Genomic DNA, 23,577 nt, shown 5'->3' on the forward strand with positions numbered 1-23,577 from the left:
GGCCCGGCGGCCGTCCCACACGGCGCCACGCACGGGCCCTTGCGCCACCACTCCGGCAGCAGGGCGATCGCCTCGTCGCCGAGCGGGTTGACGCCGGGGCCGGCGGCCAGCGAGTGGCCGACCAGGACGTGCAGGCACTTGACCCGGTCGGGCATTCCGCCGGCGCTCGGGAAGCCCTGGAGCACCTCGATCGCGTCGCGGCGGGCGATGTAGTCCTCGTGGGCGGCGCGGTAGGCCGCGGCCAGTTCCGGGTCGCTCGCCAGCCGCGCCGTCATCTCCTTCATCACGCCGTTGGCCTCCAGGGTGCCGATGGCGGAGGCGGCGCGCGGGCAGGTCAGGTAGTAGGTCGTCGGGAACGGCGTGCCGTCCGGCAGACGGGGCGCGGTCTCGACGACGTCCGGGTTGCCGCACGGGCAGCGGTGGGCGACCTGGCGCAGGCCGCGCGGGACCCGGCCGAGTTGGTCACCGACGGCGGCGATGTCCGCGTCGGTCGGGGCGGCGGGGGCGGTCTGCGGCGGGGGCGTTTCCATGCGGGAAGGTTCTCGTTCTCTTCGGTTCGTCGGGCGCGGCGCCGGTCGGTGCGGGCGCGGTGGACGTACGGGGTGAGCGTGCGGGGTGGGGCGCGGCCGGCCGGCGCGGGGGCCGGTCGCGGCCCGGCTAGCGGTGGCTGTCGGCCGTGTCGACCTCGTCCCACAGGTTGCCGTACCAGGGCTGGTCGCCGCCGCGGTCGTCGGCCGAGCGCTCGGCCTCCTCGGCGTCAGGCCCCAGCATGCTGTACCCCGTCTCGCCGGGGCGCAGGTAGTGCAGGTGCTCGCGCGCCAGCCGCTCGATGTAGGCGGGGTCCTCCAGGCGGGCCTTGCGGTCGCGCAGCCGCTCGACGTCCTCGCGGGTCTGCTCGGCCTGCCGGCGCTGGTCGGCGATGTCGGAGCGCTGCGAGACGAACTGCCGTATCGGGTACGCGAGCGCCACCACCAGTGAGCAGACGACGAGCGCGAGGAGCGCGGCGCGGCCGGTGAGCCGGCCGCGGCGGGGTCGCCTGGCCCTGGTGCGGGCCCGGTAGACGCGGGCGGCGGCGTTTTCGCCGAGCACCCTGAGCCGGGTCGCGGTGGAGAACCGGTCCGCGGGCACGTCACTCCCCTTCATCCGTCGTCGTCCGTGGTCAGCCGGGTTTCCGGCGTCCGGGCGGCGTACGCGCCCAGCGGCCGGTGCGCGGGCCCGCCAGCACACACGTACGTCCCCGGCCACGGTACGGGACCGGGGCCGGGGACGGACGGAAAAGCGGCGGGCTCGCCGCGCTGTCGCGGTGCGGACGGCGCGGCGGGACCGGGGCGGGCGCGACGCCTACCCGGGAACGGGCCCGGGCGGGCGGCCGGCCCGGCGCCGGGGTCAGCCCTCGAAGCGGAACCGCGGGAAGGCGCTGCGGCCCGCGTAGACGGCCGCGTCGTCCAGGATCTCCTCGATGCGCAGGAGCTGGTTGTACTTGGCCACGCGCTCGGAGCGGGCCGGGGCGCCGGTCTTGATCTGGCCGCAGTTGGTGGCGACGGCCAGATCGGCGATGGTGACGTCCTCGGTCTCGCCGGAGCGGTGCGACATCATGCACTTGAAGCCGTTGCGCTGGGCCAGCTCGACCGCGTCCAGGGTCTCGGTCAGCGAGCCGATCTGGTTGACCTTGACCAGCAGGGCGTTGGCGGTGCCGGACTCGATGCCGCGGGCCAGCCGCTCCGGGTTGGTGACGAACAGGTCGTCGCCGACGATCTGGACCTTGTCGCCGAGCTCGTCGGTGAGGGTCTTCCAGCCGTCCCAGTCCTCCTCGTTCAGCGGGTCCTCGATGGAGACCAGCGGGTAGGAGGCGACCAGCTCGGCGTAGTACGCGGTCATCTCGGCCGCGCTGCGGGGCTTGCCCTCGAACGCGTACGAGCCGTCCTCGTAGAACTCGGAGGCGGCGACGTCGAGCGCGAGCGCGATGTCCTGGCCGGGGGTGTAGCCGGCCTTCTTGATGGCCTCGACGATCAGGTCGAGCGCCTCGCGGTTGGAGTCCAGGTTCGGCGCGAAGCCGCCCTCGTCGCCGAGGCCGGTGGACAGGCCGCGCTCCTTCAGGACGCCCTTGAGCGTGTGGTAGACCTCGGCGCCCCAGCGCAGCGCCTCGGAGAAGGACTCGGCGCCGACGGGCGCGATCATGAACTCCTGGATGTCCACGTTGGAGTCGGCGTGCGAGCCGCCGTTCAGGATGTTCATCATCGGCACCGGCAGCAGGTGCGCGTTCGGGCCGCCGAGGTAGCGGAAGAGCGGCAGGTCGGACGCCTCGGAAGCGGCGTGCGCGACGGCCAGCGAGACGCCCAGGATGGCGTTGGCGCCGAGCGAGGACTTGTCGGGCGTGGCGTCCAGGTCGAACATGGCCTGGTCGATCAGCCGCTGCTCGGTGGCGTCGTAGCCGACCAGCTCCGGGCCGATCTGCTCGATGACCGCGAGCACGGCCTTCTCCACACCCTTGCCGCCGTAGCGGGCCTTGTCGCCGTCCCGCAGCTCAAGGGCCTCGAACTGGCCGGTCGAGGCGCCGGACGGCACGGCAGCACGGCCGGTGCTGCCGTCGTCGAGGCCGACCTCGACCTCGACCGTGGGGTTGCCTCGCGAATCGAGGATCTCGCGGGCTACGACGACGTCGATAGACGGCACGAGCGGTCTCCTTCGTGTGGGTCTGAGCTTCTGCGTCATGAGCCTAACCGGCCCCGGTGCCCCGGCTCGCCGCGCGCCCGTCCGACGAGACGACAGCGCGGACAAAAACGCAGATCGCTGGGCGAACGGCACACCCGAATCGGTGGCGCGGCTCCCCGGGCGGCGCTGGCCGGGGCGGGCACAAAGGGCGCTCGCGGCATGCCTACGCCCCGTGGGCGACGGTACGCCGTCGCCGCCGCGTACGCCTCGCGTCCATTCGACGTCCAGGCGGGGACGGGGTCCCGTGCGGCGGCTGGGTGTGGGGGGCGTGGGGGCTGTGGAGCGGGTGGTGGCGCTGTGGGGCGCCGGCCGGCGGCCGGACGCGGGGGCTGCGCCGTGGGGGGGGCCGGGGCCTAGTCGTACGGCCGCTGTGGCTCGCGGGGGCCGTGGGGCGTACGGGCCTGGGGCTCGTACCGGCCGATTCGTACGGACTGGGCTCGTACGGACCGGCTCATACGGGCCGCGCGGCGGGCGGGCGCGGTGGGGCGCGGGTTGCGGGCCGGGGCGGCGGGGGGCCGTGGACGGCGTGGGGCCGGGGCCAACGCGGAGCCCCGCCGCGATGCGCTCGGGGGAAGGCGCACCGTGGCGGGGCGGTCTGCGGCGCCGTGCGGCGCTGGGGTACGGCACCCGGCCCGCGGCCGGCCCTGGGCGGAGCCGGCCGGGGTCGGGGTGGTGGGTCAGCTCAGGTGGAGCTGCTGGCCCGGGTAGATCAGGTCGGCATCGGTGATGATGTCGTCGTTCAGGTCGTACAGCTTGGCCCAGCCGCCCTTGACGCCCTCGGCCTCAGCGATCTTGGCGAGCGTGTCGCCGGACTCGACCTTGTACTCGCCGTCGCCCTTCTTGATGGTCTTCGGGGCGGTGTGCTGCGGCGCGGCCTGCTGCGGGGCGGCGTGGCGCGGCACGTAGCGCTCGGCGCTGCGGCTCGGGGCCTGCTCCTGGGTGGTGCGCGGCGCGGCGTGCTTGGGGGCGGCCTTCGGCGCGGCCTGCTGCGGGGCGGCCTGCTGCTGGGGCGCGGTGTGCTGCTTCGGCGCCTGCTGCTTGGGGGCCTGCTGCTTGGGCGCGGTGTAGCCGCCCTGGGTCAGGTTGACGCCGCAGTGCGGCCAGGCGCCCTTGCCCTGGCTGGCGAGGACCTTCTCGGCGATCTGGATCTGCTGCGCCTTGGACGCCAGGTTGGCGGTCGGGGCGTACGCGGTGCCGCCGTACGCGGCCCAGGTGGAGGCGGAGAACTGGAGGCCGCCGTAGTAGCCGTTGCCGGTGTTGATCGACCAGTTGCCGGTGGACTCGCACTGGGCGACCTGGTCCCACTGCGAGGTGGTGGCCGCGTTGGCGTTGGCGGCGCCCATCAGCGGCACGGCGACGGCCGCACCGGTCACGCCGGCGAGCGTGGCTATCCGGGTGGCCTTGGACGGACGACGGTGCTTGCCCTTGGAAATCAGCATGTTGGTTTCCTCACCGACGCCTACGAGGTGAGCTGTCGGGTTCGGACTGTGAGTTGCCCGGCCGCGGTCTCCCGCAGCTTCACCCCTAGCCGTTCAGCCCCCTCGTACCCCGGACCGTTCGGCACTTACCTGTGGTTCCCCCGCTCCTGCCTTCGGCGCTTGACGCGTCGGCTTCCCCCCGGCCGCCGGCAGGATTCGGCGTGACGACCAGTGGCGCTCGCGGTGGCGAGCGATGAAGACCGTAATCACAGATCCCCGGAGTGCTCAAACCCCTACATCCCTGGAAAGTCAGTGGGGTTTACCCGCAAGAAAATCACATCCCCGCAGGTCAGACAGCATGGCTACAGATTGGGCAAGCGAGACACGCCGGGAAGCCAAAGAGACCCATGTCTCACTTTCGCCAAACGGGGCACATCACCATCAATTGCCCCGCCCGGCGGCCCGTCAGCGTTCCGCTTTCACCCCAAGGTCAAGCTTTTGACCAGGCAAGATCAGGTCCGGATCGGCGCCCACGACCTTTTCATTTGCCACGTAGAGCGCCGGCCAGCCGCCCGGGGTCGCATGGCGCTCGGCGATCGCCGACAACGTGTCGCCGGAACGCACCTCGTGCTCACCCTGCGTGACGCCGTCCGCGCCCTTGACCCCGTCGCGCCCGCGCTCGCTGCGGTCGGCGTGGCGGCCCCCGGGACGCTCCGTCGCGCCCTCGCCACGGTCCGCGTCCGCGCCGGACTCGGGGCTCGGTTCGCCGCGGTGCTTGCCGGTGCCCGCGCCGGCGTCCGCGCCGGCCCCCGCGCCGGTCTCCGCCGGGTCGCCGCTGCCGCCGGCATGTCGGCCGCTTCCGGCCCGATCCGCGTCCCGCTCGGCGCCGTCGCCGGCCTCGCCGTCCGCCTTGCCGGTCGACTCGCCGTCCGCCCCGCCGCCGGCCTTGTCGCCGGCCTTGTCGCCGCTGTCGCCGCGCTCGGGCGACTGCGCGCGGTCCGTGGTCGAACCATCGGCACGGTCGGTGTCCGCCGCGCGGTCGGTGTCGTCGCCGTCCGCGCCGTCGCGCGCCTCGCCGGCCGGGGTCTTGGCGTCCGCGTCCCGGTCGGCGTCGCGGCCGGCGCCCCGGTCCGCGCCGTCGCGGGCGTCACCCCCGGCCTTCTCGCCCCGGTCGCGGTCCGTCTTCGCCGGCTCGTCGTCGGACTTGTGCTCGCCGTCCGCCGCCCCGCCGGGTCTGGAGGTGGGCCCGGGCGCCGGCAGCGTGCCGTCGTCGCCGCGCTGGGGGCGGCTGCGCTCGGAGGTGTCGCCCGGGTTGACGTCGGGGACCTTGCCGTCCTCGGCGAGGCCGACGGTCTTCGCGCAGCCGCTCCAGGCCACCGGACCGCGGTCGGCCAGGATGTCCTCGGCGATGGCTATCTGCTGGGCGCGGCTGGCCAGGTCGGGGCGGGGCGCGTGGTCGGTGCCGCCGTAGAGCTGCCAGGCGTCCAGGCTGAGGCCGAGGCCGCCGTACTTCCCGTTGCCCTCGTTGGCGCTCCAGACGCCGCCGCTCTCGCAGTCCGCGACCCGGTCCCAGGTCTGCGCGTCGGCGGCGCCGGCACCGGTGGCGCCGAGCAGCGGAAGGGCGATTCCGGCGCCGGTCACCCCCGCTGCGACGACGATGGCCGGGGCCTGACGGGGGCGACGATGTTTGCCGTTGCCGGATCGCATACGGGTGCCTCTCGTGTGGCGGCAGATTTTGACGGTCGAAAATACTGCCGCCGCCGGACCGTCACAAGCTGATGTAGCGGAGGTCACGCACCGATCACACATATGACGCCCCGTCAGTCACGGCTCGCGCGGCCCGTTTTCCCGGCGCCCTAGCACAGCCGCCGGCGCGCCCCGCGGCCGGCCGGCGCCGAGCCCGCTCCGGACGCTCCGTCACCAGGGCGCGTACGAGGTCACGGACGGGGCGCGCGGCCATCCGGAAGCGGGGACACCGCCCCCGCCGCGCGCCCCAGCACGCCGAACGGCCGTCGCCCCGGGCACCGCCCGCCGTGACTTCCCCACCCGGCCGCGGAGACGGCACATCCGGCATCGGACGTAGCCGAGCTACGCACCGTGGGGTGACGGCGCGCCAGGGGGCGGCGGAGAGGGGCGGTACGGGCGGGATCGGGCGATTTCTGAGCTGCGGGGTGGCGGTGGTGGGGCCGGTGGGGCGACGGCTGCTCGCGGTCGGACCGTGGGGGCCAGCGGCCCGCCGCGGTCGATGGGCGGGAGCTGCGGCCCGCTGCGGTCACTGAGTCGGTGCGGTCGGAGTGATCGGTGCGGCCGGCGCGGTCGGAGCGATCGGAGCGGTCGGTGTGAAGGCGACCGGCAGGGTGCGCAGGCCGCGCATGATGAGGCCGCCGCGCCAGCGCAGTTCGTCGGGGTCGACCGCCAGGTGCAGATCGGGCAGCCGGGTCAGCAGGGTGCCGATCGCGGTCCTGGCCTCGATCCGGGCGAGCGGGGCGCCCACGCAGTAGTGGATGCCGTGCCCGTACCCCAGGTGCTGGTTGTCGCGGCGGGTCAGGTCGAGCCGGTCCGGGTCGGCGAACCGCTCCGGGTCGCGGTCGGCAGCCGCCAGCACCACGAGCACCGGCTCGCCCGCGGCGACGTGCTGCCCGTCGATGGTCAGCGGCTCGGTGGCGAACCGCCAGGTGGCGAGCTCGACCGGCCCGTCGTACCGCAGCAACTCCTCCACGCCGCTGTGCAACATCGCCTCGTCCCCGGCGGCCAGGGCGCCCTGCAACCTGGCCCGCTCCCCCGGGTTGCGGAGCAGCGCGAGCGTCCCGTTGCCGATCAGGTTGATGGTCGTCTCGAACCCGGCGAACAGCAGCACGAAGCACATGGCCGCGGCCTCGTTCTCGGTCAGGTGCTCGCCGTGGTCGCTGGCCCGGATCAGTCCGGAGATCAGGTCGTCGCCGAGGTTCTCGCGCTTGCGGTGGATCAGGTCGGCCAGGTACGTACGGATCTTCTTGACCGAGCGGGCCACCCCGCCGCGCGGGCCGCCGCCGTGCCGGATCATCATGCCGGCCCAGTCCCGGAAGTCGTCCTGGTCCTCCGGTGGGACGCCGAGCATGTCGCAGATGGCGTAGATGGGCAGCGGGAAGGCGAACTCGTGGATCAGGTCCGCGCTGCCGCGCGCGCAGAACGCGTCGATCAGTCCGTCGGTCAACTCCTGCACCCGGGGCGCGAACTCGGCGGCCCGGCGCGGCGTGAACGCCGCGGAGACCAGCCGGCGCAGCCGGGTGTGGTCCGGCGGGTCGATGTTGAGCAGGTGCGTCATCAGATCGGCGCTGCGCTCCCCCGGGATGCCGACCCGACCCCTGGCGTGCGCCGCCGCGCTGTGCCGCAGCGGGTTCTTCGACAGCCGCGGGTCCGCGAGCACCCGCTTGGCGTCCGCGTACCGGGTCACCAGCCACGCCTCCACGCCGCTCGGCAGCGTGGTCCGGTACACCGGGGCGTGTTCCCGCAGCCAGGCGTAGGCGGGGTACGGGTCGCTGGCGAACTGCCAGGTGAAGAGGGGTGGGGGTGCGGGGGCTCCCCCTTCGGGTGCGGGGGTTTCCGCGGCGGGCACGGGGCCTTGCGCACCGGACGCGTCGGGCGCAGCGGGCGCAGTGCCAGCCGCGCCCGACGCGGCAGGCACAGGGCCATCCGCGTCGGACGCGGCAGGTGCGGGGCCATCCGCGGTGGCGGGGTGGTGCGGGCACGCGGGGACGTTCTCTTCGGGCACCCGCAAACGCTACTCGCCCGAGCGCCCCGCCCGCGTAGCCCCGCCCCCGGGGCTACCCCCGGTGCCGCCGGCGGCCGGCCGCTTCACCCTCGCGGGCCGGTCTGGTGCCCTCGTTGCCGAAGTCCTTGAAGTCGTACGGCATCATCCGGTGCCGCTCGTCGCGCCGGGGCACCTCGTCCGGCTCGCGGTACTGCCTGATGTAGCCGACCGCCTCGCCCTCCTGGTGCCCCGGGCCGTGGTCCGGTGGGACGTGACCGGTGCGGTGTTCCTCCTCCGTTTCCCAGGCCCCGGAGCGCGGCTGCGGCTCCTGCGGGGGCGGCGGTTCCCGGTCCCGGCGGCGGAGTCCGTACCCCACGGCCAGGATCAATACGGCGGCAACGACGACCCCGGCCACGAGGGGGGCGATGCCGACCAGATAGTCGCGTTTCACGGCGAGCTCGACGACCGCTTCGGAGGCCGAACCGCCGGTGGGTGCCATGCCCTGGATGTTCATGCGCGTCGAGTACCCACGTTGTCCGGGCTCAGTCCGCCCGATCCCACCCCACCCCGAGCCCCCACTAGCTCCTCCACCCCACCCCCGCCCCCTCGCCCCGACCTCGCCCCCGCCCTCTTCCTCTCTATCTCTCTTCCTCTCTCTTCCTCTTCTTCTCCTGCGTCCCGCGATGGGCTCGTACGGGCTGCACGCCGCGTGCCGGGCCCGGGCCACGGGCGCGGTGCCGGATGGCGGAGGCGGACGGGGCGGAGCAGGCGGACGGTCCCGCGGCGCCGCGGGATGGATGGCATGGACCTGATGTGTTGCACTCATCGCTGGCCGGTCGGGGACGCCCCGTACCGGCCGGTGGCGGACGCCGGGCGGCGGGCGCCGGGGTGCGGGTACCCGCAGCGAGGATGGCGGAGGAGAACATGCACGACGTGCACGACGACGGTGCGCGGCGATCGGCGCCCGATGCGGCCACGCCGCCGGGCGGGCCGATACCGGAGGGCTGGGCCGCGGACCGTACCGAGGCGGGGATCGGGCGCGGGCTGCTGCTGTTGATGTCGGTCGCGGCCGGCCTGTCCGTCGCGGGCAACTACTTCGCGCAGCCGCTGCTCGACACCATCGGCGACGACCTGGGCATCGGCTCCTCGCTCACCGCCCTGGTGGTCACCGTCGCGCAGGTCGGGTACGGGCTCGGCCTGGTGCTGCTGGTCCCGCTGGGCGACCTCGTCGAGCGGCGCCGGCTCGCGGTCGGCCTCACCGCGGCCACCGCGCTCTTCCTCACCGTGACCGCCACCGCCGATGGCGGCGCGCTGCTGCTCCTGGGCACCGCGCTGACCGGCTTCGTCTCCGTGGCGGCCCAGATCGTGGTGGCGTACGCGGCCACCCTCGCCGCCCCGCACGAGCGCGGCCGTACCGTCGGCACCGTCATGTCGGGCCTGGTGCTCGGCATCCTGCTGGCCCGTACGGCCGCCGGGCTGCTGGCCGACCTGGGCGGCTGGCGCACCGTGTACTGGGTCAACGCGGCGCTGATGGCGCTCCTCGCGGTGCTGCTGTGGATCTGCCTGCCGGCGCTGCGCCCGACGACCGACCTGCGCTACCCGGCGCTGCTGCGCTCCACGGCCGCCCTGCTGCGGCAGGAGTCGGTGGTGCGGCGCCGGTCGGCGATCGGGGCGCTGACGTTCGGCTCGTTCAGCGTGCTGTGGACGTCGATGGCGTTCCTGCTGTCCGGGGCGGAGTACGGCTGGTCCGACTCGGCGATCGGGCTGCTGGGGCTCGCGGGGGCGGCCGGTTCGCTGGCGGCGGGCGTCAGCGGGCGGCTGGCCGACCGCGGCCTGGCGCCCCGGGTCAGCCGCATCGGCACGCTGCTGCTCCTGCTCTCCTGGGGCCCGCTGGCCGCCGCCGGCGGGGGCGGCGGCTGGGGCGTGGCCGCGCTCCTCGTCGGCGTGCTGGTGCTCGACCTCGCCGTGCAGGGCGTCCACATCAGCAACCAGAACCTGGTGTACGCGGTACGCCCCGAGGCCCGCAACCGCCTCAACTCCGCCTATATGACCAGCTACTTCGTGGGCGGAGCGGTGGGTTCCGCGCTGACCTCGGCCGTGTGGGCCGCCGGCGGCTGGCCAGCGACCTGCGCCGCCGGCGCCGCGCTGGCGGCCGGTGCGCTGTGCCTGGCAGCGCCGCGGGCCGCGGGCGGACGGCCGCACGAGCCGCGGCCGTCCGGTGAAGCGACGCGGCGGGGCTAGCGGTCAGGGCGGTCCGGACAGCCCGGGTCGGTCGGGCAGCCCGGGCCGGTCCGACCCGCCGGGCCGGTCCGACCCGCCGGGCCGGCCGGGCCGGTCCGACCCGTCGAGTCGGGCGGGCTAGCGGGGCTGGTCGGGCTGGTCCGACTCGCCCGTGGCAGAGTTCCCGGCGTTCCCAGCGTTCCCGGTGTTTCCGGTGTTTCCGGTGTTTCCGGTGTTTCCGGCATCCGCGGAGTCCGCAGCGGCGCCCGTGGCCGTGGCCGCCTCGCTCGGCTCGGCCGCGCTCGACTGCGCCGCGGCCGGTTCCGCCGCGCGGATCGCGTCCCGGTAGCTGCGGGCGGCGGCCCGCAGCGCCGTCTCCGGGTCGATGCCGTCCGCCTCGGCGCGGGCCGCGAGCGCGAGGAGTTCGTAGCCGATGCCGGGGCCCTCCGGCAGCGCCACCGGGAGGTCGGCGGTGCGGGCCCGGGAGACGAGCTTGGCGGCCAGCGCCAGCGCCGGCTGGTCCAACGGGACGCCGTCGGTGACCGAGGCGCGGCGCTTCTCGGCCGCCTTCGTCCGCAGCCAGTGCGCCTTGACCTCGTCCGGGGTCTGCGCCGTCGCGTCGCCGAAGACGTGCGGGTGTCGGCGGATGAGCTTGTCGACGATGCCGGCCGCGACGTCGTCGATGCCGAACGGCTCGTCCGCGTCCTCCTGTGCGATCCGCGCGTGGAAGACGACCTGGAGCAGGACGTCCCCGAGCTCCTCGCGCAGCTCCGCGCGGTCCCCCGCCTCGATGGCCTCGACCAGTTCGTACGCCTCCTCAAGGCCGTACTTGGCCAGGCTCCGGTGCGTGCGCTCGGCGCTCCACGGGCAGGAGACCCGGATCTCGTCCATGACCTGCACCAGGTCAAGCAGCCGGGCCCCGGGCAGGTCGTACGAGCCCGGCAGCAGCTCCAGGTCGGGCACGGCGTGCCGGCCCGATCCGGCGAGCCTGGCCAGCTCGTTGGTGAGGGCGGACTCGCCGGTGGCCGAGGTGAGCACCACCACGGTGCGGCCCACGGGGCCGGCCGCCCCACCATCCGCACCGGCGGGCCCGGCCGCTTCGGGCCGGTCGGCCGCGCAGTACGCGACCAGTTCACCGGCGTCGGCCGCGGTGACCTCGACGGCGACCCCCGCGTCCCGCAGGTACGGGAGTTGGGGGTGGTCGGCGTCGGCGCACAGCACCCGGTCGGCCGCGCGCAGCGTCTGCCACGCGGGCCAGGACAGCAGTCCCGGCGCGACCCGGTGCGTGGTGGTCAGCAGGACTATGCGGCCGGTGCCGGGGTCGGCCTGGTGGTGGGATGCGTTCACCCCTCGAACGTAACCCACCTACGCCGGGCGGTTCTCCTGCTGGGTCTCCGGCTGGGTCTCCTTGATCCACGGCTCCTTGACCAGCAGCGCCATGCCCTGCTGGTTGTCCCAGGCGCCGTACCGCGGGTTCACGTCGATGTCCAGGTCGGCCGAGGTGGCGCGCAGGGCCTCCATCGCCTGCGCCTCGCCGAGTTGGTCGATCAGCCTGACCCGCAGCAGCTCGACCCGGAAGGTGTCCTCGATCTGGCCGGGCGCGATCCCCTGGCGCAGGAAGACCGAGCGCAGTTCTTCCGCGCCGCCCGGCTGGCTGCGGGCCCGCTTGACCTCCTGCTGCACGTCGCGCCGGGTGACGCTGATGCCCTGGTCGGCGGCGGCCCGCTCGACCACCTTGGCCTGGATCATCCGGATCAGCGTCTCGTGGCCGAGCTTGCCCGAGCTCTGGATGAGCTGGTCGGCCTGCGGCGAGTCGCGCTGGGCCTCCCGTACGTCCCTGACCTGCGACTGGAGCTGTGAGACGGTGATCCGATCGCCGTCGATCACGGCCGCGGCGCCCGGGTGCGCGTCGTTGCCGCACGCGGTGAGCAGCGGCGTGGCACCGAGCAGGGCGACGGCGGAGACGGTGAGCGCGGTCCTGCGGCGCGTGGCAGTCCTGCGGCTTCTGGGGAAACGCAGCATGGAGCCTCCCGGCAAGGTTCATGACCAAGGAGGGCGGGCGGAACCCCCTCCAGGGGCGAGCGCATCGACCTAGCGTTGATCGATGGTAAGGAGTCGAAGCGGCGGTAGCCACTGGTTCGACCAACGATTCGTGTCCAGTTCGGATGCGCGACCGGACGTACGGGCGAATTCACGGACGGATCACTCCCGAACCGCCCGCCCGCCCGGCCCCGCCGGCCCCACCCCGACCGACCCGCACGCCCCACCGGCACCACCCCCGCACGCCCCCCGCGGCCCCGCCCCGCTCAGCCCGCCCCGCTCACCGACCCGGCGCCTCCGTGGGCGCGTCGCCGACGACCGGCAGCGCCGTCTTCGGGCAGCCGCGCAGCACCCGGGCCATCGCCTGCTGCTCGGCGCGGGTGACCCACACCCCGTACTTGCGCTTCACCGCCACCTGGCGGGCGACGTACGGGCAGCGGTAGGACGCGTTCGCCGGCAGCCAGGTCGCCGCGTCGCCGTCGCTCTTGCGGCGGTTGGCCGCCGCCTGCACGGCGATCAGGTTGAGCGGGTCGTTGGCGAAGGCGATGCGCTTGCCGCGCGGCCAGTCGGCGGCGCCCTTCTGCCAGGCGTCCGAGAGCGCGACGACGTGGTCGATGTCCACCTTGCTGCGGCCCCGCCGGTAGGCGACGTCCGTCCCGGTGTACGGGTCGCCCGCCAGGGTGCCGGAGACCACCACGCACGAGTCGCCCCGGAACCTGACGTCCTTCAGGTCGCGCCCCAGGATGTCGTCCCGGGTGCCGCAGCCGTTGCGGTCGGTGTCGATCCAGGCCCGGCCGAACTGGCTGCGCTCGTAGCCGGTGCGCGGTGCGCGGCCCTTGACGGTCAGCCCGTCCAGCGAGCCGAGCGCGCTACCGGGCGCCGCGGTCGCGGTGGGGCCCGCGCTGCCCTTCGCGCCGCCCGCCCCCTCGCCCGACCCGTCCTCGTCGGGCGAACAGCCGGTGAGGGCGATGAGCGCGGCGATGGCTGCGGCGGGGATGGCGGTGCGGCGGGCGCGTATCACGGGGAGTCGTCCGTTCGTCGGGCGTGGGCGGGAAGTGCCGGGGGCCGGGGGCGGCACCACGGTACGGGCCGGGGCGTGGCCCGCGGCACACGGCCTCGGGCCCGGTACGGAGCCGGGCGCACCAGCTACGGAGGGCGGGTCCGATTCACGTATCTTTGCGGCGGGGGCAGGTCGCAGCCGCGGCGCACGGCGTCGCCACGGGCGGGCCCGCGAGCGCGGGGCGCGGTGCACACGGCGCCGCACGGCACCGGACAATGTCGGCGGCAGCGCAACGGCCCGGCCCCGTCCGGCCCCGTGCCGCCACACCTGCCGCCCCGCCCGCTGCCCGAAGGACCGCACCATGGATTCGGCCCGCCCCGTCGCCGCCCCCGCCAAGGACCCGGCGCCCTCCGCCGACGCCGCGGCGCCGACGGCCCGCCGCTGGTCCTTGCGCGGCCTACCGGGCCGCGCCAGGCGCCTGCGCGCGGCCCGGTACGACCCGTACTGGCTGGCCGCAGCGCTCTTCGCGGCGTACGCGACGATCTCCGTCTGCCGCTACCGGCGGATGGCCACCATGTCCTGGGACCTGGGCATATTCGAGCAGGCGATACGCGGCTACGCGCACCTCCAGGCGCCGATCGTCGACCTCAAGGGGCCGGGCACCAATGTGCTCGGCGACCACTTCAGCCCGGTCACCGCCCTCCTCGCCCCCTTCTACCGGGTCTTCCCGACGCCGGTGACGCTGCTGGTGGCGCAGGCCCTGCTGTTCGCACTGTCGGCGGTGCCGGTGACCCGGGTCGCGGCGCGCCTGCTCGGCCGGCGGCGGGGGCTGGCGATCGGCATCGCGTACGGCGTGTCCTGGGGCGTGCAGCGGGCCGTCGACTTCGACTTCCACGAGATCGCGTTCGCCGTGCCGCTGCTGGCCTTCGCCCTTGAGGCGCTGCTGCGCGAGCGGTGGCTGGCCGCGGCCTGCTGGGCGGCGCCGCTGGTGCTGGTCAAGGAGGACCTGGGGGCGACCGTGGCGGCGATCGGCGTGGTGCTGTTCTGGCGCGGGCGGCGCAGCCGGCCGTGGGTGACCCCGCTCGCGCTCGGCGTCATCGGCTTCGGCGTGCTGGCCTCCGCGCTCGCGCTCGGCGTGGTGATCCCGGAGTTCAACACCTCGGGCTCGTACGACTACTGGAACAAGATCGACGCGGCGGAGGGGCCCACGGCCACCATCTCCTGGGACACCGCGCTCACCACGCTGGCCTGGGTGCTGGTGCCCACCACCGGGCTGCTCGCGCTGCGCTCCCCACTGCTGCTGGTCGCGGTGCCGACGCTGGGGTGGCGGTTCGTCTCGCACGAGGAGCACTACTGGGGCACCGACTGGCACTACAACGCGGTGCTGATGCCGGTGGTCTTCCTCGCCCTGGTGGACGCGGTGGCCCGCAGCCGGGACAGCCGGCGCGAATGGCTGCGCTCGTACGCCGGGCAACTGCCGGCCGCGGTCGCGGCGGCCGGGCTGGCGCTGACCACCGCACTGCCGTTGTCGCAGCTCACCGAGGAGGACACCTACCGCAAGCCGGCCGCGGTGACCGAGGCCGAGCGGGTGCTCGCGCGCATCCCCGACGACGCCACGGTCGAGGCGAACATAGCGCCCATCAGCCGGCTCACCGACCGCTGCCGGGTGCTGTGGGTAGGCGGCACCCGCGGCCTGGTGCCGGAGTACATCGCCCTCCAGGAACGGAACGGCCGCACTCCGGACCAGCTCGTCGACTACGCCCGCCAACTGCACCCCACCGCCCGCTTCGTGCACATCGGCAGCGGCGGCGGGGTCGAGGTGCTGGCCCGGGTGGGCGGTCCGGGCACGGCGTAGCGCCGGGTCCGTCCCGGCCGCGGTGGGCACGCGCACGCGGGCGAGGGGTGCGCCCGGGCGCCCGCGCCTTCGGGGCGGCTAGCCGTGCGGATTGGCCGGTTCCGCCGGGGCTGCGCAGGTCAGCCGCCGTACGACAGGTCGGGTTGTGCGCAGGGCCACACTCGTGGACGTTTGCCCTCCGCGGTGCGCAGCGGCGATAGTCGGCGGCAGGTCAACTGGCCGTCCCAAGCCGGCACATCGGCCCGCACCCGGGCCGGCGGGCCGCGAACCGAACGAGGGGTTCCCGTGGCGCAGCCGATCACCGTGCCGATCACCGTCCGTGGCTACGAGACGGATTCGCAGGGCCACCTCAACATGAGCGTGTACCTCCAGTACGCCGAACACGCCCGCTGGGCGCTGCTCGAAGCCGCCGGCATCTCGCAGGTCGCGATGTTGGAGGCGGGCATCGGGCCGGTCAACCTGGAGACCACCATCAAGTACCTGCGGGAGTTGCGCGCGGGCGACGAGGTGGAGGTGAGCTGCGCGTTCGTCTGGGGCGAGCGGAAGTCCTTCCGGGTCGAGCAGCGCGTCGTCAAGCGGGACGGCACCGTCGCGGCCGAACTCAGCAGCGTGGCCGGCATCCTCGACCTCACCGAGCGCCGCATGGTCGCCGACCCCCGCGCCAGCCTCCGCGCCCTGGCGACGCAGCCGCAGGTGCTCGACCTGTGACCGGAGCAGCGGGTGCTCCGGCCGTGCGGCGACGCGCGCGGGGCTGACGGGGCGGGCCGGTCCTGGCGGGCGGCTGTCTGATCCTCCGCCGGGCGCGGACGGGCCGCGTCGGCCCGTACCGAGATGCCGGGCGGCGGCCGGGACGACCACACCCTCACCGCCCGCCCCCGCCCCACCCCGCCGGAGGCCCGTACGCTCAGCGGGCGCGGAAGCGGAAGCTCCCCTTGCCGACGGTCACTTCGGTGTCCGTGAAGCCGGCCGCCCGCAGTCGGGCGGCCAGCGTTTCGGGCGGCACCGGGACGCAGGTGTCGCCGATGTGGATGGCACGGAAGGACCAGCTCGACAGGGCGTCGCAGCCGGCGAAGACGCCGCCGTCCGCGAGGACCCGGCGGGCCTGGGCGAACAGCCGGTCCTGGAGCGCCGGCGACGGCACGTGGTGGAGCATCGTGAAGCAGGTGACCGAGGAGAAGCGGCCGTCGGGCAGCGGCATGTCCGCGCCGTCGCCGTGCACCACCTCCACGTCCTCCGGGCGCGCCGCGTAGTGCGCCCGCAGCCGGCGCGCGGACTCCCCGTCCACCTCGATCACGCTCAGCCTGGGCACCTTGCGGACCAGCACCCGGGTGGTCGCCCCGTACCCGGGCCCCACCTCCAGCGCGTCCGGGCCGAGTTCGACGTCCTCCAGGGCCCAGGGCAACAGTTGCTGCTCCACCGCCCGGGCCCAGCGGTCGGAGTTGCACAGCCAGCGGTGTAGGCGATTCATCGGCATGCCGCGATGCTAGGAAGCACCCCCCGCTGGCTGCTACGCGCTGGAGTGCCAACTGATGTCGCCGAACGGACACTTGGAGCTGGTCCCCGACGCCGCGGCCGTCCCGCCGGAGCAGTGGCCGTACGGGGCGGTGCTGGTCGGCAGCTTCGCGATGGCCGGCGGCCAGTGGTTCGGCCAGCACCAGCACCGCGCCCACCAACTCGCCTGGGCGAAGGAGGGGGTGCTCGCGGTACGGGCCGCCGGCAACACCTGGATCCTGCCGCCGTCCATGGCGCTGTGGCTGCCGGCCCGCACCGTGCACGCCACCGGCGCCACCGGCCGGGCCGCGCTGCTGCGCAGCCTGTACTTCCCGCCGGAGCGGTGCCCGGTGCGCTGGGAGCGGCCGACGGTGGTGGCGGTCTCGGCGCTGCTGCGGGAGTTGATCGGCACGCTCGCCGACGGCTCGCTGGGCAGCGGGGCGCGCGGGCGCGCGGAGGCCGTGGTCTTCGACCAGTTGCGGCCGGTCTCGGTGACCACCGTGCTGGCGCCGCTGCCGCGGGACCCGCGCGCCCGCGAGGTGGCCGCCGCGCTGCGCCACCACCCCGCCGACGACCGCACGCTGGCCGACTGGGGCCGCACGGTGGGCACCAGCGCCCGCACCCTGGCCCGGGCCTTCGTCGCCGACACGGGGCTGCCGTTCGGCCAGTGGCGGGCCCGGCTCCGCCTCCAGGCGGCGCTGCCCCTGCTGGCCGCCGGCGCCCCGGTCACCGCCGCGGCCCGCCGCGTGGGCTACGCCTCCACCAGCGCCTTCGTCGCCGCCTTCCGGCGCACGGTGGGCGTGCCGCCGCGCGCGTACTTCGGCCAGTCGGGGCGAGGCCGGTAGCCGCGGGGACGCCGCGCCAACTCCCGGCCAGGACAGTGACCGCGCGGGCGCCCCCGCCGGCTCCCGGCTACCGCAGCCGCGCCTCGTCCGCCGCCGCCCGGCCCGACGCCCAGCCGTGGGCGTCGCGGCCCTTGAGGCGGTGGGCGACGGTGTTCGGGAAGAGCCGGTCGGCGGTCTGACCCACACTCACCTGGCGGGCGGCCAGCACCGGCAGCGGGTCGGTGGTCCTGGCCCGCGCCGCCTCCTGCGCCGCCGCCCGCGCGGTGTCCCGGGCCACCGACGTCAGCCGCTCCCTGATCCGGCTCGCGTACGCGATCAGGAACGACTCCCGGAAGTCGCGGGTGCGCCGGGCCCGGCCGGTGGCGTGGTGCAGGTCGCCGGCGCGCCGCATCGCGGCCGTCGCCTGGACGAGCAGCGAGGTGTGCAGCAACTCCACCAACTCCAGGTCGGCCGGGTAGCCCACGACGGTGGAGAACGCGTACTCCGCCGTCCACACCGCGTGGCAGCCGTTCGCCTCCGCCACCGCGTCCAGGAGCAGCGCCTTCGCCGACTCGTACGGGCCCTCGACGCCGATCCGGCAGGCGTCGGGCCCGCCGTCCGCGGCGCCCGGGGCCGCGCCGGGCTCCGGGTCGGTGGCCGCGAGCAGCGCCTCGTCGATGCGGTGGCGGGCCATCAACTCCTGGGCCTTGGCCGAGAGCGCCTCGGCCTCCTCGGGGTACTCCGTCGACTCCGCCTTCGCCAGCAGCGCCCGGATGCGCTCCAGGAACCGCGGATCGGCGGCCCGCGGCGGCGGCGTCGCCGCCTCGCGTACGGGGCCGGCGCCCGGGGTGCGCGGGCGGCCCGCGCCGGGGCCGGGCGGCGGGCCGATCGGGGTCAGCGGCGGCAGCCGGCCGATCAGGCGCAGCACGTCCAGGGCGCAGCGGGCCACCGCGAAGCGGCTGCCCCGCTCGCGCCGCGTCCGGGCCTCCAGATAGCCGGCGCCGCCGCCGGGCCACCACACGTCGGCGTGCAGTTCGCGCAGTTGGGCGGCCCAGCGCGGCGGCAGGTTGGCCGGCGGGTGGCGGCGCGCCTCGTCCGCGATGAGGTCGATGGCCAGCCGGGTGCGGTCGGGGGCCAGTTCGCGGCGGACCAGCCGCACCACGTCCGCCGGGTACCAGCCGGCGGCCCAGCGCAGCGCCAGGGTCTCGCGGGCGGCGCGCAGCAGCGCGCGGCTGGTGGCCGGCGCCCCGTCGGGGGCCGCGGCCAGCGCCGAAGCCGCCGCGTCCAGCTTGAGGTCGAGCAGGTCGTCCGCGGTGTCCGCTGGGACGCCGAGTACGTCCCGCAACGCCCGCGCCACCAGCGCGTCCGCCGCCTCCTGTGCCCTCGCCACCACTCGCCTCCTGTGCCGTCGCCGCGCCGCGTGCCGTCCGCCGCGTGCCGTCTCCACCGCTGCCGTGCTGTCTCCCCGCCCCCGGTCGGTCCACGCGTGGCGGTCCGTACCGGGGTTGGCCTGCGCCTGACCGGTCTGTGCCCGGTTGCTCCGCCGCTCCGCTGGTCCGGCCCGGTTGGTTCGGCCCGCCACCCCGGTGGGTGCCGGTGTGCCGTGCGGGCCCGGCCCCGCAGGGCCCGTACCGCACGGGCCACGAACGTCCGCCGGGCGGCGATCGGCGGGGTGCCGATCGCCGCCCGGCGGCGGGGAGTGGGGCGGGCCAGTGGCCCGCGGGGGACGGCGCGCGCGCCGTCCTTCGGGGTCAGCCGGAAGGGGGGATCAGACCGCGCTGCCCGCGGTCCACTCGTCCCAGCTCATGTTCCAGCCGTTGAGCCCGTTGTCCGGCTTGATCGTCTTGTCCGGGGAGTTCTTCATCACGACGACGTCACCGAGGATGGACTGGTCGTAGAACCAGGCCCCGTCCTGCGAGGGGTCGCCGGCGCCCTTGGCGTCGTTCAGGCCGATGCAGCCGTGGCTGGTGTTGGCCGCGCCGAAGATGCCGTCGGCGCCCCAGTAGTTGCCGTGGATGAAGGTGCCCGAGGTGGACAGCCGCATCGCGTGCGGCACGTCCTTGATGTCGTACTCGCCCTTGCCGTCACCGTCGGTGAAGCCGACCGTGGCGCCGTTCATCCGGGTCTCCTTGAACTTCTCGGAGATCACCATCTGACCGTTGTACGTCGGGTTGGCCGGGCTGCCGGCGGAGATCGGTATGTCCTTGATCGTCTTGCCGTCGCGGACCACGGTCATCCGCTTGGTCTTCGCGTCCACCGTGCTGACCTGCGAGCGGCCGATCTTGAAGCTGACGGTCCGGTCCTGGACGCCCTTGACGCCGTTGGACGCCTCGACGCCGTCGAGCTCCATCTTCATCGTCACCTGCGACCCGGCCTTCCAGTACTCCTGGGGGCGGAAGTCGAGGCGGTTGGCGTTGAACCAGTGACCGACGACCTGCTGGCCGCCGGAGCTCGTGACGGTGATCGCGGACTGGACGTCCTTGCGGTTGGTCACGGGCTTGTCGAAGTTGATCGACACCGGCATGCCGACGCCGACCGTGGAGCCGTCCTCCGGCGTGAAGGTGCCGATGAAGCTGTTGCCCGGGGAGACGGTGGTGAAGGAGGTGTTCTCCGTCGCCTTGCGGCCCTCGGAGTCCTGGGCGGTCGCCTTGATCTTGTAGACCGTCGAGCGCTCAAGCTGCCCGCTCGGCTTCCACGAGGTGCCGTCCGCGGATATCGCGCCCGGGACCTGGGTGCCCGCCGCCGTCACCATGGTGACCTCGGAGAGCTTGCCGTCGCGCACGGTGACCTTGGCATCACTGTTGATGCCGGCGTTGGTGGTGCCGGCCTTGGGGGTGATGGAGATGTGCGCGTCCGACGCGTCCTCCGCCGCCGCCTCGTCGACCTGCGACTGCGACTTACCGCCCTTGCCCTTGTCGCTGCCGCTGTCGCCGCTGTCGCCGTCGTCGCCGCCACAGGCGGAGAGGACCAGTACGCCACCGAGCACAGCAGCCGCGGCCACCAGGCCCTTGCGGCGCTTGCCTTCCGTCATCACACGCTTCTCCATTGCTGCTGAACCCCGTCAATCCCCGAGCCGGACCGTTGGGCAGACACGCGTACCGGCCACCCCATTTGAACGCGTGTACCTTTTGGGCCGTTCCACTCCCAGTGAAACTGTGGGCAAGGCCACTCGCCAAAAGACCCCGGTCAGACCATATGCCCGGACGGGGCCACCGAGGTACGGATCGGGGGCCGGCGCCCCTACCTGCGGCAGTTTCGTTACGCTCCCGCCACCCCGGACCGCTTCCCCGCCCCGCCCCCACACGAATTCTCCGCACCGCGTCACCACCCCACCGCACTGTGCTACCGCGCCGCACCGCACCGCCGACCAGCCCCCAGCCCCCGCAGACCCGGCAGCCCCCCACAGACCCGGCGGGCACCGCGGATCGAGCACGCCCCGCAGCTCCGGCGCCCCCGTAGTTCCGTGGTTCTCGTGGCTGCGGCAAGCCCCGCAGATCCCGCGGGACCTTCCCGATCCTCCCGCCACCGCGCCCCGGCACCCAGCAGCGGGGCCGGCGCGCCCACGGGCGCACCGGCGCACGGGGCGTCCCTCACGGCTGCCGATAGCCCCCCGCCGCCCAGCCACCCGCCGGGTCGTACGTCGCATCGGGATCGTCGGCCGCGGCGTCGATGTGCCCGCCGAGCCCCACGTCATGGCCCGCGCCGGCACCGGCGGACGCGGCTGCGGCCGTGGTCAACCGGTCACCCGCGGTCGCGTCCGGGTCCGCGGCGTCGAAGCCGTCAGCCGGCTCGTCGTCCGCTTCGTCATCCGGCTCGTCGTCCGCCTCGTCGTCATCGAGGTCGTCATCGAGCCCCCACACCTCCGCGTCCGGGTCGAAGTCGATCGGCTCGCTGCTCCATGACGCCTGGGCCAGTTCCAGGCCGGGGACCTCCTTGACCAGGTCGCCCGGGTCGATGAGGTAGGCCAGGGCCTCGGCCTGGTCGTCGCGGATGGCCAGCCGCGCGTGCTCGCGCTCTTCCGCCGGCATGAAGGGGTCGCCGTCGATCTGTTCGCGGGCGGCCACGGCCAGTTGCTCGGCGTCGGTGACCTCCAGCACGAGCTCCACCCGAAGGCGTACGAACTGGGATGTTTCTGGAGTGCTCATCTTCCGGAGCGTAGGCGGCGCACGCCCGGCCTTCCGTGCGACCCGCAGCGGTCACTACCATCGGCCGATACCGGGCCAAGTGGCCGCCAGGACAAGGGGGATCTCTTTCGTGACCACCGCACGCCGCCCACTGCTGACCGCCACTGCTGCTGGCGCGTTGCTGTGTGCCCTGTGGTTCGTGCCCTCTGCGCAGGCGACGGAGGACGGCCACGGCTCCCCGGGCGCACCGTCGCGCGTGACCACCTCGTCGGCCCCGGCATCCCCGGCCGGCGAGGCGCGGCTCGCCGACTCCGGCGGCATGGACACCACCCCGTACGTGGTGGGTGGCCTCGGATTCCTCGGCCTCGGCGCGGCGATGGTGACCGTCTCGCTGCGCCGCTCCCGTACGCTCTGAGCCGCCTGCTGAGCCACCCTCAGGTCCCGGGCGTGCCCCCTATCGCAGGGAACTGAGCGCGCGGTGGTGCGCGGCGAATCGTTACGCCGCGCACCACCGCGCGCGTCCCACGGGCTCAGCCCCGCAGCCCGGCGCCCCACCCGAGCCGGCGGTCGGGTGCTCCGCTCAGGCCAGCGGCCCGGTCACCGGCTCCACGGCCGCCACCAGCGCGCCGGAGCGCACGAACTGTTCGGCAGCCGCCAGGTCGGGCGCCAGGAACCGGTCCTCGCCCGGCCCTTCCACGCCCGCCGCGCGCACCGCGGCCAGCACCGCCCGGCTCGCCGGCGCCGGCGTCATGCCCGTCCGCAGCTCGATCGCCCGGGTGGCGGCGACGAGTTCGACCGCGATGATCCGGCCCAGGTTCTCCACCACGGTCCGCAACTTGCGCGCGGCCGACCAGCCCATGGAGACGTGGTCCTCCTGCATCGCGGAGGACGGGATGGAGTCGACCGAGGCCGGCACCGCCAGCCGCTTGAGCTCGCTGACCAGCGCGGCCTGCGTGTACTGGGCGATCATCAGGCCCGAGTCGACGCCGGCGTCGGCGGCCAGGAACGGCGGCAGCCCGTGCGAGCGGTTCTTGTCCAGGAGCCGGTCGGTGCGCCGCTCGGCGATCGAGCCGAGGTCGGCCGCGGCGATGGCGAGGAAGTCCAGTACGTAGCCGACGGGCGCGCCGTGGAAGTTGCCGTTGGACTCGACCCGGCCGGTGCCGTCGGCCGCGCGCAGCACCACCGGGTTGTCCACCGCCGCCGCCAACTCCCGCTCGGCGACCAGCCTGGCGTGCGCCAGGGTGTCCCGCCCCGCCCCGGCCACCTGCGGCGCGCAGCGGATGGAGTACGCGTCCTGCACCCGGGGCGCGTCGTCCTGGTGATGGCCGGTCAGCCCGGAGCCGGCCAGCACCCGCAGCATGTTGTCGGCGCTCAGCGCCTGGCCGGGGTGCGGGCGGATGGCGTGCAGTTCGGGGGCGAGCACCCGGTCCGTACCGAGCAGCGCCTCCAGGGTGAGCGCCGCGGTGATGTCCGCCGAGGTGTACAGGCGGGCCAGGTCGGCGCAGGCCATGACGAGCATCCCCAGCATGCCATCGGTGCCGTTGAGGAGGGCCAGGCCCTCCTTCTCGCGCAGCTCGACCGGCTCGATGCCGTGTGCGGCGAGCAGTTCGGCGGCCGGCCGCAGCACGCCGTCCGGGCCCTCCGCTTCGCCCTCGCCCAGCAGCGTGAGCGCACAGTGCGAGAGCGGTGCGAGGTCGCCGGAGCAGCCGAGCGAGCCGTACTCGTGGACGACCGGCGTGATGCCCGCGTTGAGGATCGCGGCCATCGTCTCGACCACCACCGGGCGCACCCCGGTGTGGCCGGACGCCAGCGTCTTCAGCCGCAGGAACATCAGCGCGCGGACCACCTCGCGCTCCACTCGCTGCCCCATGCCGGCCGCGTGCGAGCGCACGATGTTGCGCTGGAGCTGGGCGCGCAGCTCCGGGCTGATGTGCCGTACGGCGAGCGCCCCGAAGCCCGTGGAGACCCCGTAGACCGGTTCGGGCTTGGCCGCCAGGTCGTCGATGACCTGCCGCGACGCGGCGACGCTGGCCAGGGATTGCGGGGAGAGCTCCACGCGCGCCCGCCCGCGCGCGACCGCGATCACATCCTCGGCGGTCGTACCGGACGTCCCCACCACCACAGAGTGCATATCCATATTCAGGCACCCTAGAGACTGAATCG

19 protein-coding genes, 1 pseudogene and 1 riboswitch are annotated in these 23,577 nt (G+C 74.6%); of the genes and pseudogenes, 5 read left to right on the forward strand and 15 right to left on the reverse strand.

What is annotated here, in order from left to right; all coding sequences use genetic code 11:
- The 7 genes from ACMA1D_RS28970 to ACMA1D_RS29000 form a co-directional block, all read right to left on the reverse strand.
- Nucleotides 1-530: DUF501 domain-containing protein (locus tag ACMA1D_RS28970; RefSeq protein WP_414726956.1), on the reverse strand; the 530-nt coding region annotated here is incomplete at its 3' end.
- A 127-nt stretch (nt 531-657) separates the two neighbouring features.
- Nucleotides 658-1,143 (reverse strand): FtsB family cell division protein, encoded by a 486-nt coding sequence (locus tag ACMA1D_RS28975; protein ID WP_414726957.1) that lies wholly within the window; start codon nt 1,141-1,143, stop codon nt 658-660.
- Between the two features lie 243 nt (nt 1,144-1,386).
- A complete protein-coding gene (gene eno / locus ACMA1D_RS28980; RefSeq protein WP_414726958.1) occupies nt 1,387-2,673 on the reverse strand; it encodes a phosphopyruvate hydratase in 1,287 nt (428 codons plus the stop codon).
- A 716-nt stretch (nt 2,674-3,389) separates the two neighbouring features.
- Nucleotides 3,390-4,151, reverse strand: a complete 762-nt coding sequence (locus ACMA1D_RS28985; RefSeq protein WP_414726959.1) for a transglycosylase family protein — start codon at nt 4,149-4,151, stop codon at nt 3,390-3,392.
- A 2-nt stretch (nt 4,152-4,153) separates the two neighbouring features.
- Nucleotides 4,154-4,319, reverse strand: a riboswitch (cyclic di-AMP (ydaO/yuaA leader).
- A gap of 276 nt (nt 4,320-4,595) precedes the next feature.
- Complete coding sequence (locus ACMA1D_RS28990; protein WP_414726960.1) at nt 4,596-5,837, reverse strand: transglycosylase family protein; 1,242 nt, start codon at nt 5,835-5,837, stop codon at nt 4,596-4,598.
- A gap of 565 nt (nt 5,838-6,402) precedes the next feature.
- Nucleotides 6,403-7,725: a cytochrome P450 family protein gene (locus ACMA1D_RS28995; protein WP_414726961.1), complete on the reverse strand. Its 1,323-nt coding sequence runs from the start codon at nt 7,723-7,725 to the stop codon at nt 6,403-6,405.
- Nucleotides 7,726-7,933: 208 nt separating this feature from the next.
- Nucleotides 7,934-8,374, reverse strand: coding sequence for a DUF6479 family protein (locus ACMA1D_RS29000; protein ID WP_414726962.1), 441 nt, complete (start codon nt 8,372-8,374; stop codon nt 7,934-7,936).
- A gap of 395 nt (nt 8,375-8,769) precedes the next feature.
- Here ACMA1D_RS29000 and ACMA1D_RS29005 point away from each other — a divergent pair, with 395 nt between their 5' ends.
- On the forward strand, nt 8,770-10,101 hold the full coding sequence (locus ACMA1D_RS29005) for an MFS transporter (RefSeq protein ID WP_414726963.1): 1,332 nt from the start codon (nt 8,770-8,772) through the stop codon (nt 10,099-10,101).
- A 291-nt stretch (nt 10,102-10,392) separates the two neighbouring features.
- Here the strand turns inward: ACMA1D_RS29005 and ACMA1D_RS29010 are convergent.
- The 3 genes and pseudogenes from ACMA1D_RS29010 to ACMA1D_RS29020 all read right to left on the reverse strand — a co-directional run.
- Nucleotides 10,393-11,445 (reverse strand): annotated as a pseudogene (locus ACMA1D_RS29010) (nucleoside triphosphate pyrophosphohydrolase); the annotation flags it as partial.
- Complete coding sequence (locus tag ACMA1D_RS29015; RefSeq protein WP_414726964.1) at nt 11,446-12,102, reverse strand: SurA N-terminal domain-containing protein; 657 nt, start codon at nt 12,100-12,102, stop codon at nt 11,446-11,448.
- A gap of 298 nt (nt 12,103-12,400) precedes the next feature.
- A complete protein-coding gene (locus ACMA1D_RS29020; protein ID WP_414726965.1) occupies nt 12,401-13,141 on the reverse strand; it encodes an HNH endonuclease family protein in 741 nt (246 codons plus the stop codon).
- Nucleotides 13,142-13,481: 340 nt separating this feature from the next.
- Here ACMA1D_RS29020 and ACMA1D_RS29025 point away from each other — a divergent pair, with 340 nt between their 5' ends.
- Both ACMA1D_RS29025 and ACMA1D_RS29030 read left to right on the forward strand, forming a co-directional pair.
- Entirely contained in the window at nt 13,482-14,975 is a 1,494-nt protein-coding gene (locus ACMA1D_RS29025; RefSeq protein ID WP_414726966.1) for a DUF2079 domain-containing protein, read from the forward strand.
- A gap of 285 nt (nt 14,976-15,260) precedes the next feature.
- Nucleotides 15,261-15,683, forward strand: a complete 423-nt coding sequence (locus ACMA1D_RS29030; RefSeq protein ID WP_414726967.1) for an acyl-CoA thioesterase — start codon at nt 15,261-15,263, stop codon at nt 15,681-15,683.
- Between the two features lie 196 nt (nt 15,684-15,879).
- Here the strand turns inward: ACMA1D_RS29030 and ACMA1D_RS29035 are convergent, their stop codons facing one another.
- Entirely contained in the window at nt 15,880-16,449 is a 570-nt protein-coding gene (locus ACMA1D_RS29035) for a class I SAM-dependent methyltransferase (protein ID WP_414726968.1), read from the reverse strand.
- 55 nt (nt 16,450-16,504) lie between these two features.
- Between ACMA1D_RS29035 and ACMA1D_RS29040 the strand changes: the two genes are divergently transcribed.
- Nucleotides 16,505-17,311, forward strand: coding sequence for a helix-turn-helix domain-containing protein (locus ACMA1D_RS29040; RefSeq protein ID WP_414726969.1), 807 nt, complete (start codon nt 16,505-16,507; stop codon nt 17,309-17,311).
- 67 nt (nt 17,312-17,378) lie between these two features.
- Here ACMA1D_RS29040 and ACMA1D_RS29045 read toward each other — a convergent pair whose 3' ends face one another.
- From ACMA1D_RS29045 to ACMA1D_RS29055, 3 genes are all read right to left on the reverse strand, one after another.
- The gene (locus tag ACMA1D_RS29045; RefSeq protein ID WP_414726970.1) at nt 17,379-18,680 is read right to left on the reverse strand and encodes a DUF2786 domain-containing protein; all 1,302 of its coding nucleotides are present in this window, start codon (nt 18,678-18,680) and stop codon (nt 17,379-17,381) included.
- 378 nt (nt 18,681-19,058) lie between these two features.
- Nucleotides 19,059-20,336, reverse strand: a complete 1,278-nt coding sequence (locus tag ACMA1D_RS29050; protein ID WP_414726971.1) for a L,D-transpeptidase — start codon at nt 20,334-20,336, stop codon at nt 19,059-19,061.
- A gap of 544 nt (nt 20,337-20,880) precedes the next feature.
- Nucleotides 20,881-21,435, reverse strand: coding sequence for a hypothetical protein (locus ACMA1D_RS29055; RefSeq protein ID WP_414726972.1), 555 nt, complete (start codon nt 21,433-21,435; stop codon nt 20,881-20,883).
- A gap of 109 nt (nt 21,436-21,544) precedes the next feature.
- On the opposite strand from ACMA1D_RS29055, the gene ACMA1D_RS29060 reads away from it, so the two are divergent.
- The gene (locus ACMA1D_RS29060; protein ID WP_414726973.1) at nt 21,545-21,829 is read left to right on the forward strand and encodes a hypothetical protein; all 285 of its coding nucleotides are present in this window, start codon (nt 21,545-21,547) and stop codon (nt 21,827-21,829) included.
- Nucleotides 21,830-21,994: 165 nt separating this feature from the next.
- Here the strand turns inward: ACMA1D_RS29060 and hutH are convergent, their stop codons facing one another.
- Entirely contained in the window at nt 21,995-23,551 is a 1,557-nt protein-coding gene (gene hutH, locus ACMA1D_RS29065) for a histidine ammonia-lyase (protein WP_414726974.1), read from the reverse strand.
- Nucleotides 23,552-23,577: the final 26 nt, after the last annotated feature.

Source organism: Streptomyces sp. 796.1, assembly GCF_047525675.1.
Taxonomy (GTDB): Bacteria; Actinomycetota; Actinomycetes; order Streptomycetales; family Streptomycetaceae; genus Streptomyces.

Excerpts from the sequence above, each read along its gene's own strand:
- ACMA1D_RS28975 (WP_414726957.1), bottom strand. The coding sequence starts at position 1,143 with ATGAAGGGGAGTGACGTGCCCGCGGACCGGTTCTCCACCGCGACCCGG.
- ACMA1D_RS28985 (WP_414726959.1), bottom strand. The coding sequence starts at position 4,151 with ATGCTGATTTCCAAGGGCAAGCACCGTCGTCCGTCCAAGGCCACCCGG.
- ACMA1D_RS28990 (WP_414726960.1), bottom strand. The coding sequence starts at position 5,837 with ATGCGATCCGGCAACGGCAAACATCGTCGCCCCCGTCAGGCCCCGGCC.
- ACMA1D_RS29000 (WP_414726962.1), bottom strand. The coding sequence starts at position 8,374 with ATGAACATCCAGGGCATGGCACCCACCGGCGGTTCGGCCTCCGAAGCG.
- ACMA1D_RS29005 (WP_414726963.1), top strand. The coding sequence starts at position 8,770 with ATGGCGGAGGAGAACATGCACGACGTGCACGACGACGGTGCGCGGCGA.
- ACMA1D_RS29015 (WP_414726964.1), bottom strand. The coding sequence starts at position 12,102 with ATGCTGCGTTTCCCCAGAAGCCGCAGGACTGCCACGCGCCGCAGGACC.
- ACMA1D_RS29025 (WP_414726966.1), top strand. The coding sequence starts at position 13,482 with ATGGATTCGGCCCGCCCCGTCGCCGCCCCCGCCAAGGACCCGGCGCCC.
- ACMA1D_RS29035 (WP_414726968.1), bottom strand. The coding sequence starts at position 16,449 with ATGCCGATGAATCGCCTACACCGCTGGCTGTGCAACTCCGACCGCTGG.
- ACMA1D_RS29040 (WP_414726969.1), top strand. The coding sequence starts at position 16,505 with ATGTCGCCGAACGGACACTTGGAGCTGGTCCCCGACGCCGCGGCCGTC.
- ACMA1D_RS29050 (WP_414726971.1), bottom strand. The coding sequence starts at position 20,336 with ATGGAGAAGCGTGTGATGACGGAAGGCAAGCGCCGCAAGGGCCTGGTG.
- ACMA1D_RS29055 (WP_414726972.1), bottom strand. The coding sequence starts at position 21,435 with ATGAGCACTCCAGAAACATCCCAGTTCGTACGCCTTCGGGTGGAGCTC.
- hutH (WP_414726974.1), bottom strand. The coding sequence starts at position 23,551 with ATGGATATGCACTCTGTGGTGGTGGGGACGTCCGGTACGACCGCCGAG.